Here is a 13,423-nt window from a genome sequence, read left to right as displayed (position 1 = left end):
ATCCACCCATGCCCCTGCTCGCCGACAGGCTCCGCATCATCGACCGACGCATAGCTGATGAAGAGGTCGAACTCGAAACCCGCGGCATACCCCATCGTTGCTCCCTGCGTGGTGGGATTTGTAACGATTGTGTAGGCGCCGTCGGGTGGCTGCAAGAGAACATCCGGGCCCGTCGCGCACTGGGCGTTCGCCATTCAGGGGATTGCATCCGCCAGAAAGCAAAAAACCCCAAGTGAGCGGATCACTTGGGGTTGCATGGCTGGCGGAGATGGAGGGATTCGAACCCTCGATGCAGCTCATCACCGCATGCTCCCTTAGCAGGGGAGTACCTTCGACCACTCGGCCACATCTCCAACCTAAGCTGGCATTCTAGCCTGGATTTCGCGACCTCTTCAAGTCGCGGCGGCCGCAGGTTCTTCCAGATCGAAGGCCTTGTGTAGCGCGCGCACCGCAAGCTCCATGTACTTCTCGTCGATGACGACCGACGTCTTGATCTCGCTGGTGGTGATCATCATGATGTTGATGCCCTCCTCGCTCAGCGTACGGAACATCTTCGAGGCCACGCCCACGTGGCTGCGCATGCCGATGCCCACGATCGAGACCTTGCAGATCTTCGGGTCGCCCAGCACGGTGGCCGCGCCGGTAGCCGGGGCCACCTTGTTCTTGAGCAGGTCCATCGTGCGCGCGTAGTCGTTGCGGTGCACGGTGAACGAGAAGTCGGTCTTGCCGTCGTGCGAGACGTTCTGGATGATGACGTCGACGTCGATGTTGGCGTCGGCCACCTCGCCCAGGATCTGGTAGGCGATGCCGGGCTTGTCGGGGACGCCCATCACGGTGACCTTGGCCTCGTCGCGGTTGAACGCGATGCCTGATACGACTGCTTGTTCCATGTTGACGTCTTCCTCGAAAGTGATCAGCGTGCCCGAGCGGGCCTCTTCAGTGATGTCGATATCCCAGGGCGTGAAGCTCGAGAGCACGCGCAGCGGCACGCGGTACTTGCCGGCGAACTCCACCGAGCGGATCTGCAGCACCTTGGAGCCGAGGCTGGCCATCTCGAGCATCTCCTCGAACGAGATGGTCTGCAGGCGGCGCGCCTCGGGCACGACGCGCGGGTCGGTCGTGTAGACGCCGTCGACGTCGGTGTAGATCAGGCATTCGGCCGCCTTCATCGCGGCGGCGATGGCGACGGCCGACGTGTCGGAGCCGCCGCGGCCCAGCGTCGTGATGTGGCCGTCGTCGTCGATGCCCTGGAAGCCGGTGATGACCACCACCTTGCCGGCCGCGAGGTCGGCACGCACGCGGTCGTCGTCGATGCTCTCGATGCGCGCCTTCGTGTACGACGAGTCCGTCTTCACGGGCACCTGCCAGCCGGTGTAGCTGACGGCCTCGAGGCCTTCGGCCTGCAGCGCCAGCGACAGCAGGCCCACCGACACCTGCTCGCCGGTCGAGGCGATCATGTCGAGCTCGCGGTCCGACGCCGGCGTGTTGACGCCGGGGAACAGCTCCTTGGCCAGGCCCAGCAGGCGATTGGTCTCGCCGCTCATCGCCGACGGCACGACGACCAGCTGGTGGCCCGCGCGCACCCATTTCGCGACACGCTTGGCGACGTTGCGAATGCGCTCCGTCGAACCCATCGAGGTGCCGCCGTACTTGTGAACTATCAATGCCATGGTCTGGAACGCCTGGTTGACTCAAGGACAGGCGCGCGCGGCCTGACCACCCAAACCACATAGTCTAGCGCGCAGCCAGGGGTTTTCCCGGGCCACGGCGGTTCGCGGGTCGTGGAGCTGCGCTTCTTTCGGCACGAACACAACTTGCCTAGACAGGCTGAGCCTTCGCCGCTTGCGCAGGACTCGTCCATCGCAGGCCCCATTGCGGCACGCCGGCCGGCGCCCAGGCGCGCGCGTCGACGCCCAGGCCCGGCACGAACAGCAGCGCGCCCGCCGCATCGAACAGCAACGGCCCGTCGCGGCCCTCGGCCGGGATGCCCAGCGCCTGGTACTGCTTCTTCAGGCTGCGCGCGATGCCGCCCGGGTGCAGCTGGAACTGCTCGCCGCCTGCGCGCACGCGCACGACGAGATGCGCAAGTAGATGCGGCGCGATGCCGCATCCGTCGGTCGAGAAGACCTCCAGCGCGCCGTCCCACCCATCGAGCATGTAGCGGTCGCAACGCAGCAGCGACAGCGCGCCGTCCGCGCGTGCGCCCGCCGGCGTGACGCACGCGCGCGCCAGCGCGACGAGCGCGAGCGCGCCGCGCCACGAGCGCAGCACGCGATCGCCGCCGACGAGCCAGCGACGCGTCGTGTCGTCGGCGGTCTCGGCGAGCAGGCGGTCGACCAGCGTCTGCGGCACCGGCGCGTCCAGCACTTGCGCAAGCCAGGCGCGCAACGCGTTCGTTCGCCGCGCGATCGACAGCGCGCGCCACGGCGCCAGCGGCAACGCCTCGCCGGCGGCGATGCGGCGAAGGTCCTCCGCGGCCACGTCGTCGAGCACCGCCCTCGCCTCGCCCGCGCGCCGCGCGACGGCCGCGAGCGCGACGTCGGCTTCGGGAAATGCGGCGCGCAACGCCGGCATCACGTGCTCGCGCAATCGACTGCGCGCGAAGCGTGGATCGGCGTTGCTCGGATCGATCGCCGGCTGCACGTCCAGCGTCGCGGCATACGACGCGATCTCCGGGCCCGTTCGCGCCAGCCACGGCCTCGCCCACGTCAATCCATCGCGCTCGACGACACGTGGCATCGCCGCGAGCCCCGCCGGCCCGGCGCCGCGCAAGGCCTGCAGCAGCACCGTCTCGGCCTGGTCGTGCAGGTGATGTCCCAGCAGCACGATGCTCGCCCCCGCACCCCGCGCCATGCGCGCCAGCGCGCGATAGCGCTCGCGGCGCGCCCAGGCCTCGATGCTCTCACCGGAGGCGGGAGATCCCTGCAGCCGCTCGCAGGCGAAATCCGCGTTCCAGCGCTCGCACAGGGCCTCGACCTCGCAGGCCCAGCGGTCGGCCTCGGCCATCAGGCCGTGATGCACGTGCAGCGCGACAACGCGCATCCCGAGTTCGCGCCCCGCGGCCAGCGTCGCATGCAGCAACGCGACCGAATCGCGTCCGCCGCTGCAGGCAACCGCAACGACAGGGCGCGAAGGCATGCTATCGATCGGTCGTGTCGGCGAAGCGGCCGTAGGCCATCAGGCGCTCCTGGCGGCGCGCCAGCAGTTCCTTCGGCTTGAGGTCGGCCACCTGGCGCAGCCCGTCGCCGAGCGCGCGCTTGAGGCTCGACGCCATCGCCTTCGGGTCGCGATGGGCGCCGCCCACCGGTTCGTTGACGATCTTGTCGACCAGGCCCAGCGCCTTCAGGCGGTGCGCGGTGATGCCCAGCGCCTCGGCGGCGTCGGCCGCGCGCTCGGCGGTCTTCCACAGGATCGATGCGCAGCCTTCCGGCGAGATCACCGAGTAGGCCGAGAACTGCAGCATCAGCATCTGGTCGCAGACGCCGATGGCCAGCGCGCCGCCGGAGCCGCCCTCGCCGATGATGGTGGAGATGATGGGCACCTCCAGTTGCGCCATCTCGAAGATGCTCGCGCCGATGGCTTCCGACTGGCCGCGCTCCTCGGCGCCGATGCCCGGGTAGGCGCCCATCGTGTCGATGAACGTGAAGACCGGCAGCCCGAACTTCTCGGCCGTCTTCATCAGGCGCTGCGCCTTGCGGTAGCCCTCGGGACGGGGCATGCCGAAGTTGCGCACCTGGCGATCCTTGGTGTCGTAGCCGCGCTGGTGGCCGACGATCATGCAGGCCTGGCCGTTGAAGCGCGCGAGGCCGCCGACGATGGCGGCGTCGTCCGCGAAGCTGCGGTCGCCGTGCAGTTCCTCGAACTCGGTGAAGACCTCGGCGGTGTAGTCCAGCGTCTGCGGGCGCTGCGGATGGCGCGCGATCTGGTAGACCTGCCACGGCTGCAGGCTCGAGTAGATGTCCTTGGTGAGCTGCAGGCTCTTCTTGTCGAGACGGTCGATCTCCTCGGAGATGTCGACCGCGGATTCGTTCTGCACGTAGCGCAGCTCTTCGATCTTCGATTCCAACTCGGCGATCGGTTGCTCGAATTCCAGGAAATGGCGTTTGGTCATCAGGGAGTTCCTCATTGCGCGGCGGTCATCGGGTCAAGACTGCGCCAGAGATACCACGTGGCGACCGAGCGGTACGGAGCCCACCCATCGCCCAGTTCGCGGGCCTCGGCGCGCGAGACCGGCTCGCCGCTGAAGTAATTTTCGCTGATTCCGCGGATCAGGTTCGGATCGTCCAGCGGAAGCACGTTCGGGCGCAGCAGATGGAAGATCAGGAACATCTCCGCCGTCCAGCGGCCGATGCCGCGGATGGCCACCAGTTCGTCGATGATCGCCTCGTCGTCCATGCCCTGCCACTGGCCGACATGCACGGCGCCGTCGCGGAAATGGCGCGCCAGGTCGCTCAGGTACTCGACCTTGCGCACCGACAGCCCGACGCCGCGCAGCGTCTCCGAGGCCAGCTCGAGCACCGCCGCGGGCTGCAGCAGCTCGACGTCGGGGCCGTCGACCGCGGCGACCAGCTTGCGCCAGACGCCCTGCGCCGACTTGGTCGACACCTGCTGCCCGACGATGGAACGCGCGAGCGTGGTGAACGCGTCGCCGTTGCTCTGCAGGCGCGCATCGCCGAACTGCGGGATCAGCTTCTTCATCACGCGGTCGCGCTTGGTGAGATGGCGACAGGCCTCATCCCAGTAGCCCGGCACGTCGCGGGCGGATTCGGGCACGGCGGCTCCAGCCGGGACAGCGACCATGTCAGGCCTTCACCCAGGTGGTGCCGTCGGGGCCGTCCTTCAGCGTGATGCCGAGGTCCGCGAGCTCCTTGCGGATGCGATCGCCTTGCGCGAAGTCCTTGTCCTTCTTGGCCTGCGCGCGCGCCGCGATGCGGGCCTGGATCTCGTTCTCGGTCAGCGCTGCGCCAGCCTGCAGGAAGGCCTGTGGCGACTGCTGCAGCACGCCCAGCGTCGCGCCGAGCGCGCGCAGCAGGCGGGCGGTGGCGACGGACTTCGTGCGGTTGAGGTCGGTGACCATCTCGAACAGCACGGCCAGCGCGCCGGGCGTGTTGAAGTCGTCGTTCATCGCGTCGCGGAACGCGGCCGCGCGCGGGTCGGTCCAGTCGATCGCGCCCGCGTCCACCGGTTGCTCGGCGACGCCGGCAGCGTTGTCATCGGGCAGCGAGACGGAACCGAGCGCGGTGTACAGGCGGCGCAGCGCCGAACGGGCGTCGTCGAGATGCGCGTCGCTGAAGTTGAACGGGCTGCGGTAGTGCGTGCGCAGCATGAAGAAGCGCAGCGTCTCGCCGTCGAACTTCTTGAGCACGTCACGGATGGTGAAGAAGTTGCCGAGCGACTTCGACATCTTCTCGTTGTCGACGTTCAGGAAGCCGTTGTGCAGCCAGTAGTTGACGAACGGATGGCCGAGCGCGCCCTCGCTCTGCGCGATCTCGTTCTCGTGATGGGGGAACTGCAGGTCCATGCCGCCGCCGTGGATGTCGAAGCGCTCGCCGAGGACGGCGCAGGACATCGCGGAGCACTCGATGTGCCAGCCCGGACGGCCCGGGCCGTACGCGCTGTCCCACTTGGCGTCGGCCGGCTCGGTCGGCTTGGCCGACTTCCACAGCACGAAGTCCAGCGGATCGGTCTTGCCGTCGGCCACCGCCACGCGCTCGCCCGCGCGCAGGTCGTCGAGCGACTTGCCCGACAGCTTGCCGTAGCCCGGGAACCTGCGCACCGCGAAGTTCACGTCGCCGTTGTCGGCCTGGTACGCGAGGCCCTTGTCCTGCAGCGTCGAGATCATCGAGAGCATCTGCGGCACGTACTCCGTGGCGCGCGGCTCGTGCGTGGGCGCCTCGATGCCGATCGCGCCGATGTCCTCGCGCATCGCGGCGATCATCTCGTCGGTCAGCTCGCGGATCGTGATGCCGCGCTCGACCGCGCGCTTGATGATCTTGTCCTCGATGTCCGTGATGTTGCGGACGTACGTGACCTCGTAGCCGAGCACCTGCAGCCAGCGATAGACAACGTCGAACGCCATCATCATGCGGGCGTGGCCCATGTGGCACAGGTCATAGATCGTCATGCCGCACACGTACATGCGCGCTTGGCCCGGGACGATCGGAACGAATTCTTCGGCTTGGCCGGTGAGAGTGTTGAAGAGACGCAGCGTCATCGGCAGGAACGGGAGCCGGCGGTCGGACTTTCAGCGCAAAAGCCGGTCGGCGGATGGAGAGGAAATTTGGGGGCTTGGTTCGACGGCCGGGGGAACGTGTCGCTACGGGCTGCCGGACAGCAAGGGTGGGCGGAGTCTGGTTGACCGGGACGGAAAAGCAGTCTCGCCTGCCCTCGGTAGAATCGGGAAGTATAGCCAAGGAGACCTTCAGATGAGCATCCCCCAACAAACCCGGTGGGCCGCGCTGGCCCTGGCCGGCCTGACGGCATTCGCCGCCCCGGCCTGGGCCGCGGACCGGGTGCTTCTCGTCACGTCGATGGGCAACATCGAGATCGAGCTCGACGCGCAGAAGGCGCCGAAGTCCGTCGCCAACTTCGAGCAGTACGTCAAGGAAGGCCACTACGACGGCACCGTGTTCCATCGCGTGATCCCCAACTTCATGCTCCAGGGCGGCGGCATGACGCCCGACCTGAAGGAGAAGCCCACGCACAAGCCGATCCCGCTCGAGTCGCACAACGGCCTGACCAACGTCGTGGGCAGCGTCGCGATGGCGCGCACCGGCGACCCCAACTCGGCCACCGCGCAGTTCTTCATCAACGTCAAGGACAACGCCTTCCTCGACGAGGGCGACGGCTACGCCGTGTTCGGCCATGTCGTGTCGGGCATGGACGTCGTCAAGAAGATCGAGGGCGTGGCCACCATCACCCGCGGGCCGTACGAGAACGTGCCCACGATGCCCGTCACCATCAAGAAAGCCACTCTGGAGAAATAAGCATGACCAAGTACGTGAAGATGAGCACCACCAAGGGCGACCTGCGCATCGAGCTCGATGACGAGAAGGCCCCGATCTCCGTCGCCAACTTCCTGTCCTACGTGAACAAGGGCTTCTACGACGGCACGATCTTCCACCGCGTGATCCGCAACTTCATGATCCAGGGCGGCGGCTTCGAGTCCGGCATGAAGCAGAAGCCGACCGACGCGCCGATCAAGAACGAGGCCAAGAACGGCCTGAAGAACGACAAGTACGCGCTGGCGATGGCGCGCACCGGCGACCCGCACTCGGCCACCGGCCAGTTCTTCATCAACACGACCAACAACGGCTTCCTGAACAACGCCGAGGCGCAGGACGGCTGGGGCTACGCCGTGTTCGGCAAGGTCGTCGAGGGCATGGACGTCGTCGACCAGCTGGGCGCCGTCAAGACCGGCCGCAAGGGCTTCCACGACGACGTGCCGGTGGACGACATCCAGATCGTCAAGGCCGAGGAAGTCCAGGCTTGAGCATTCAGGCGACGTTCGATTCCGAGCTGCAGTTCGGCGACGACATCCACGTCGTCGACTTCATCTCCGACATCCACCTCAGCGAGACCATGCCGGCCACGGCCGCGGCATGGGAGGCCTACATGGCCGCGACGAAGGCCGACGCGGTGTTCCTGCTCGGCGACGTCTTCGAGGTGTGGGTCGGAGACGACGCGCGCACGCGCCCGTTCGAGGCGCGCTGCACCGCGGCCATCGCGGCGACGGCCGCGCGCGTGCCGGTCTGGCTGCAGCACGGCAATCGCGACTTCCTGATCGGCGGCGAGTTCGCCCAGGCCACCGGCGCGCGGCTGCTGGCCGATCCGGCCTCGGTCACGGCCTTCGGCAGGACGCTGCTGCTGACGCACGGCGACGAGCTGGTCGTCGACGACGTGCCCTACCAGATGTTCCGCCAACAGGTGCGCGATCCCGGGTACCAGCAGCAGTTCCTGTCGCAGCCGCTGGAGGCGCGCCTCGCGCTCGCCGCGAAGATGCGTGCCGCCAGCATGGCGCGCCACGACGAGCCGGTCACCTACGCCGACGTCGACGAGACCATGGCCAAGGCCTGGCTCGCGCGCCTGGGCACCGACACGATGATCCACGGCCACACGCATCGCCCCGGCTCGCAGGCGCGCGACGGCTGGACGCGCCATGTGCTGAGCGACTGGGACCGGGACACGCCCGTGCCCGAGGCCCGGCGCGCGCAGGTGCTGCGCTGGACGGCCGCTGGCTTCGAGCGGCTGGCGCCCGAGCAGGCCTGATGGCCTTGTCGGTCTTCTCGCGGCTGGGCGCCTGGCGCGAGCGTCGCGCGCTCGAGCGGCGCGCGATTCCCGACGCGCTGTGGGAGCTGACGCTGCTGCGCCTGCCCTTCCTCGCGCGCCTCGACGAGGCCGACCGTGCCGAGCTGCGGCGCCTGTGCAGCCTGTTCCTCGACCGCAAGCAGTTCCACGGCGCCGGCGGCATCGCCGTCACCGACGAGATGGCCCTGCTGATCGCGGCGCAGGCCTGCCTGCCCGTGCTGCGCCTCGGGCTGCACTACTACGACGGCTTCGTCGGCATCGTCGTCCACCCGGACGAGGTCGTCGCGCAACGCAGCGTGATGGACGAGGACGGCATCGTCCACGAGTACGAGGAGAACCTCACCGGCGAGGCGATGAGCGGCGGCCCGCTGATGCTGGCCTGGGCCGACGTGCAGGACGCCGCCGAGGCCGCCGACTGGGCCTACAACGTCGTGATCCACGAGTTCGCGCACGTCATCGACATGGCCGCGGGCCTCGCCGACGGCGTGCCGCCGTTGCCCGACGCGGCCGCGCGCGACCGCTGGATCGCGGTGATCGACGGCGCGTACGAACAGTTCTGCGAGCTCGTCGACAGCGGTGCCGACACGGTCGTCGACCCGTACGGCGCCGAGGCCGTCGAGGAGTTCTTCGCGGTGGCGGTGGAGGCCTTCTTCGTCGCCTCGATGCCCTTCAAGCGCGAGTCGCCCGCGATGTACGCGCTTCTCGCGGACTACTTCAGGCAGGATCCCGCCGGCGCCTGAGGGCACGCCATGTGGTTTCCCACGGCTGGCGCGGACATCGCCGCCGTCGCAGAATCGGCCGACCGAGCCGCGAGCTCGCCAGAACAAGAGCGCCGAGACATGAAGACTCCGTTCTACAAGATCCTGTACGTCCAGGTGCTGTTCGCGATCGTGCTCGGGGTCCTCCTCGGCCAGTTCGATCCCGGCCTGGCGCAGAAGATGAAGCCGCTGGGCGACGGCTTCGTCGCGCTGATCCGCATGGTGATCGCGCCCATCATCTTCTGCACCGTCGTCTCGGGCATCGCCCACATGGACGACATGAAGAAGGTCGGCCGCGTCGGCGGCAAGGCCCTGCTCTACTTCGAGGTGATGTCGACGATCGCGCTGCTCGTGGGGCTGCTGGTGGCGCACGTGCTGCATCCGGGCTCGGGCTTCAACGCCGATCCGAAGGCGCTCGATGCGCATGCGGTGTCGGGCTACGCGACGCAGGCGCACGAGCAGAGCACGGTCGATTTCCTGCTGCACATCATTCCGCTGACCGTCGTCGACGCCTTCGCCAAGGGCGAGGTGCTGCAGGTGCTGCTGGTGGCCCTGCTATTCGGCAGCGCGCTCGCGCACCTGGGCCCGCGCGGCGCGCCGCTGCTGGGGCTGATCGACCAGTTCTCCGGCGTGTTCTTCCGCATGGTCACGATCATCACGCGCGTCGCGCCGATCGGCGCCTTCGGCGCGATGGCGTTCACGATCGGCAAGTACGGCCTCGGCTCGCTGCTGCCGCTGCTCAAGCTGGTGGGCACGTTCTACGTCACCTCGCTGCTGTTCGTGCTGGTCGTGCTGGGCCTGGTCGCGCGCGTGGTCGGCTTCAACATCGTGCGCTTCCTGGTCTACATCAAGGAGGAACTGCTGATCGTGCTGGGCACGAGTTCCTCCGAGGCCGCGCTGCCGCAGCTGATGGCCAAGCTGGAGAACCTCGGCTGCTCGAAGCCGGTCGTCGGGCTGGTGGTGCCGACCGGCTACTCGTTCAACCTCGACGGCACCAACATCTACATGACGCTGGCGGTGCTGTTCATCGCACAGGCTCTCAACGTCGAACTGACGACCACGCAGGAAGCCACGATCCTGCTGGTGGCCATGCTGACGTCCAAGGGCGCGAGCGGCGTCACCGGCTCGGGCTTCATCACGCTGGCGGCCACGCTCTCGGTGGTGCAAGGGCTGCCGGTCGAGGGCATGGTGCTGATCCTGGGCATCGACAAGTTCATGAGCGAATGCCGCGCGCTCACCAACATCGTTGGCAACGGCGTCGCGTGCGTGGTCGTGTCGGCGTGGGAACGCGAACTCGATCGCGCGCGCCTGGCCTCGGTGTTGCGGTCGCCGGCGGAAATCCAGGCCGCCGAACCCGACGAGGCGCCGGTCGCCCGCTGAGCCCGGCGCACTCGCCCTCGAGGCGCGCGCGCCTCGCCATGAAAAAACCCGGCGGGACTCGCGTCCGGCCGGGCTTCCTGGTCTGACGCGGCGTCAGATCGCCGTGGCTTCCGCCTTGGGCTTGTCGGCCTTGCCGCCGGACTGGATGTCCAGCACGGTCTCGCCCTTGTCGTCGACGTCCACGCCCAGGCGGCCGCCGTCGACCAGGCGGCCGAACAGCAGTTCGTCGGCCAGCGCACGACGGATCGTGTCCTGGATCAGGCGCTGCATCGGACGCGCGCCCATCAGCGGATCGAAGCCCTTCTTGCCCAGGTGCTTGCGCAGGGCGTCGGAGAACGTGACCTCGACCTTCTTCTCGGCCAGTTGCGCCTCGAGCTGCAGCAGGAACTTGTCGACCACGCGCAGGATGATCTCCTCGTCGATCGCCTTGAAGTTGACGATCGCGTCGAGGCGATTGCGGAACTCCGGCGTGAACATGCGCTTGATGTCGCCCATCTCGTCGCCTTGCTGGCGCGAGTTGGTGAAGCCGATCGTCGCCTTGCTCATCGTCTCGGCGCCTGCATTCGTCGTCATGATGATGATGACGTTGCGGAAGTCGGACTTGCGGCCGTTGTTGTCGGTCAGCGTGCCGTGGTCCATCACCTGCAGCAGCACGTTGAAGACGTCCGGGTGCGCCTTCTCGATCTCGTCGAGCAGCAGCACGCAATGCGGCTTCTTGGTGATCTGCTCGGTGAGCAGGCCGCCCTGGTCGAAGCCGACGTAGCCCGGAGGCGCGCCGATCAGGCGGCTGACCGCATGGCGTTCCATGTACTCCGACATGTCGAAGCGGATCAGGTCGATGCCGAGGATGAAGGCGAGCTGCTTGGCGACCTCGGTCTTGCCGACGCCGGTGGGCCCCGAGAACAGGAACGAGCCGATCGGCTTGTCCGGCTTGCCGAGACCCGAGCGCGCCATCTTGATGGCCGCGGCGAGCGCGTCGATGGCCGGATCCTGGCCGAAGACGACGCTCTTGAGGTCGCGGTCGATCGTGCGCAGCTTGTCGCGGTCGTCGCTCGTGACGCTCGCGGGCGGGATGCGCGCGATCTTGGCCACGATCTCTTCCACCTCGTTGCGGGTGATCGTCTTCTTCTGGCGGCTCTTGGGCAGGATGCGTTGCGCCGCGCCGGCCTCGTCGATGACGTCGATCGCCTTGTCGGGCAGATGGCGGTCATTGATGTACTTGGCCGACAGCTCCGCCGCGGCCTGCAGCGCGCCGATGGCGTACTTGACGCTGTGGTGCTCCTCGAAGCGCGACTTCAGGCCCTTCAGGATCTCGACGGTCTGCTCCACGGTGGGCTCGTTGACGTCGACCTTCTGGAAGCGCCGCGACAGCGCCGCATCCTTCTCGAAGATGCCGCGGTACTCGGTGAACGTGGTCGCGCCGATGCACTTCATCGTGCCGTTGGACAGCGCCGGCTTGAGCAGGTTGCTCGCGTCCAGCGTGCCGCCCGACGCGGCGCCCGCGCCGATCAGCGTATGGATCTCGTCGATGAACAGCACGGCGCGCGGCTGTTCCTTGAGCTGCTTCAACACGCCCTTCAGGCGTTGCTCGAAGTCGCCGCGGTACTTGGTGCCGGCCAGCAGCGCGCCCATGTCCAGCGAGTAGACGACGGCGTCGGCCAGCACGTCGGGCACGTCGTTCTGCGTGATGCGCCAGGCCAGGCCCTCGGCGATGGCCGTCTTGCCGACGCCGGCTTCGCCGACCAGCAGCGGGTTGTTCTTGCGCCGGCGGCACAGGATCTGGATGACCCGCTCGACCTCGTGCTCGCGACCGATCAGCGGATCGATCTTGCCGTCGCGGGCCATCTGGTTGAGGTTCTGCGTGAACTGGTCCAGCGGCGAGCCCTTGCCTTCGCCGCCGTCGTCCTTCTCGGCCTGCTCGCCGCCCGCCTCTCCGCTGGCCTTCGGCGGCTCCGGCGGGTCGGACTTCTTGATGCCGTGGGCGATGTAGTTGACGACGTCCAGGCGCGTGACGCCCTGCTGGTGCAGGTAGTAGACCGCGTGGGAATCCTTCTCGCCGAAGATCGCCACGAGCACGTTGGCGCCGGTGACTTCCTTCTTGCCGCCGCCGGTGGACTGCACGTGCATGATCGCGCGCTGGATCACGCGCTGGAAGCCCAGCGTCGGCTGCGTGTCGACTTCCTCGGAACCGCCCACGGTGGGGGTGTTCTCGCGGATGAAGGTGGAGAGGCTCTTCCTCAGATCCTCGATGTTGGCGGCGCAGGCGCGCAGCACCTCCGCGGCGGACGGGTTGTCCAGCAACGCGAGCAGCAGGTGCTCGACGGTGATGAACTCATGCCGCTGCTGACGCGCCTCGACAAACGCCATGTGCAGGCTGACTTCCAGTTCTTGCGCAATCATGCGGCCTCCATAATGCATTGAAGCGGGTGTCCGTAGCGACGTGCGGCGGCCAGTACCAACTCGACCTTTGTCGCGGCGATGTCCTTGGTGAACAAACCGCAGACGCCACGACCTTCATGATGAATCTTCAGCATGATCTGCGTGGAGGTTTCGAGGTCCAACTTGAAATATTCCTGCAGCACCATGACGACGAATTCCATCGGAGTGAAGTCGTCATTGAGCAGCACCACCTGGTACATGCGGGGCGGCTTGGTTCGAGCCGCCTTGCGTTCGGCCACGACGGCACCCTGGCCGGAGTCCGGAAGACTCGGCTTGGGCAGCGCGGGTGGCGGCGGTGGAGGGTTCTCTTCCTCGGGCATGAATTGATTCTATAGACTCGCGCACGTCCGGGCGCGATGGGACATATCGTCGCCCTGACAGGGTCAAGAGCATTGCCGGATAAGCTTTGCTCAGGGTACGCATTTCGGGACGACGCAGTTCATTTCAAGACGAGCGTACTGGACAACTTCTCCGCGCCCGCGCTCCGGCCTTCAAGGCCAGGCCGGCGAGAGGAGAAAACCGTTTCGACATGGCCCCAA

At 67.4% G+C, this 13,423-nt stretch carries 13 protein-coding genes and 1 tRNA gene; 6 read left to right on the top strand and 8 right to left on the bottom strand.

What is annotated here, in order from left to right:
* The first annotated feature begins 8 nt into the window (after positions 1-8).
* Entirely contained in the window at positions 9-236 is a 228-nt protein-coding gene (locus tag LPC04_RS10320) for a hypothetical protein (protein WP_275682132.1), read from the top strand.
* Positions 237-260: 24 nt separating this feature from the next.
* Here LPC04_RS10320 and LPC04_RS10315 read toward each other — a convergent pair.
* From LPC04_RS10315 to cysS, 6 genes are all read right to left on the bottom strand, one after another.
* Positions 261-353: transfer RNA gene (locus LPC04_RS10315), tRNA-Ser, on the bottom strand.
* 39 nt (positions 354-392) lie between these two features.
* The gene (locus LPC04_RS10310; protein WP_275682131.1) at positions 393-1,670 is read right to left on the bottom strand and encodes an aspartate kinase; all 1,278 of its coding nucleotides are present in this window, start codon (positions 1,668-1,670) and stop codon (positions 393-395) included.
* A 148-nt stretch (positions 1,671-1,818) separates the two neighbouring features.
* Positions 1,819-3,138 (bottom strand): tRNA lysidine(34) synthetase TilS, encoded by a 1,320-nt coding sequence (gene tilS, locus LPC04_RS10305; protein ID WP_275682130.1) that lies wholly within the window; start codon positions 3,136-3,138, stop codon positions 1,819-1,821.
* 1 nt (position 3,139) lies between these two features.
* A complete protein-coding gene (locus LPC04_RS10300) occupies positions 3,140-4,111 on the bottom strand; it encodes an acetyl-CoA carboxylase carboxyltransferase subunit alpha (protein ID WP_275682129.1) in 972 nt (323 codons plus the stop codon).
* A gap of 11 nt (positions 4,112-4,122) precedes the next feature.
* Positions 4,123-4,800: a DNA-3-methyladenine glycosylase family protein gene (locus tag LPC04_RS10295; RefSeq protein WP_275682128.1), complete on the bottom strand. Its 678-nt coding sequence runs from the start codon at positions 4,798-4,800 to the stop codon at positions 4,123-4,125.
* Between the two features lies 1 nt (position 4,801).
* Positions 4,802-6,214 carry a cysteine--tRNA ligase gene (gene cysS / locus LPC04_RS10290; protein ID WP_275682127.1) on the bottom strand — a complete coding sequence of 471 codons (1,413 nt, stop codon included), beginning with the start codon at positions 6,212-6,214 and terminating at the stop codon, positions 4,802-4,804.
* 211 nt (positions 6,215-6,425) lie between these two features.
* On the opposite strand from cysS, the gene LPC04_RS10285 reads away from it, so the two are divergent.
* From LPC04_RS10285 to LPC04_RS10265, 5 genes are all read left to right on the top strand, one after another.
* Positions 6,426-6,986, top strand: coding sequence for a peptidylprolyl isomerase (locus tag LPC04_RS10285; protein WP_275682126.1), 561 nt, complete (start codon positions 6,426-6,428; stop codon positions 6,984-6,986).
* 2 nt (positions 6,987-6,988) lie between these two features.
* Positions 6,989-7,492, top strand: coding sequence for a peptidylprolyl isomerase (locus LPC04_RS10280; protein ID WP_275682125.1), 504 nt, complete (start codon positions 6,989-6,991; stop codon positions 7,490-7,492).
* Positions 7,489-8,268, top strand: a complete 780-nt coding sequence (locus tag LPC04_RS10275) for a UDP-2,3-diacylglucosamine diphosphatase (protein ID WP_275682124.1) — start codon at positions 7,489-7,491, stop codon at positions 8,266-8,268. The genes LPC04_RS10280 and LPC04_RS10275 overlap by 4 nt, the downstream gene beginning before the upstream one ends.
* The gene (locus LPC04_RS10270) at positions 8,268-9,047 is read left to right on the top strand and encodes a M90 family metallopeptidase (RefSeq protein ID WP_275682123.1); all 780 of its coding nucleotides are present in this window, start codon (positions 8,268-8,270) and stop codon (positions 9,045-9,047) included. The genes LPC04_RS10275 and LPC04_RS10270 overlap by 1 nt, the downstream gene beginning before the upstream one ends.
* Before the next feature lie 99 nt (positions 9,048-9,146).
* Complete coding sequence (locus LPC04_RS10265) at positions 9,147-10,445, top strand: dicarboxylate/amino acid:cation symporter (protein WP_275682122.1); 1,299 nt, start codon at positions 9,147-9,149, stop codon at positions 10,443-10,445.
* 93 nt (positions 10,446-10,538) lie between these two features.
* Here the strand turns inward: LPC04_RS10265 and clpA are convergent, their stop codons facing one another.
* Complete coding sequence (gene clpA, locus LPC04_RS10260; RefSeq protein ID WP_275682121.1) at positions 10,539-12,845, bottom strand: ATP-dependent Clp protease ATP-binding subunit ClpA; 2,307 nt, start codon at positions 12,843-12,845, stop codon at positions 10,539-10,541.
* The gene (gene clpS / locus LPC04_RS10255) at positions 12,842-13,204 is read right to left on the bottom strand and encodes an ATP-dependent Clp protease adapter ClpS (RefSeq protein ID WP_275682120.1); all 363 of its coding nucleotides are present in this window, start codon (positions 13,202-13,204) and stop codon (positions 12,842-12,844) included. The genes clpA and clpS overlap by 4 nt, the downstream gene beginning before the upstream one ends.
* Positions 13,205-13,423 lie beyond the last annotated feature (219 nt).

Source organism: Scleromatobacter humisilvae (assembly GCF_023231945.1).
Taxonomy (GTDB): domain Bacteria; phylum Pseudomonadota; class Gammaproteobacteria; order Burkholderiales; family Burkholderiaceae_C; genus Scleromatobacter; species Scleromatobacter humisilvae.
Note: the sequence above shows the minus strand (reverse complement) of the source record. Positions and strands in the feature narration are given on the sequence as shown.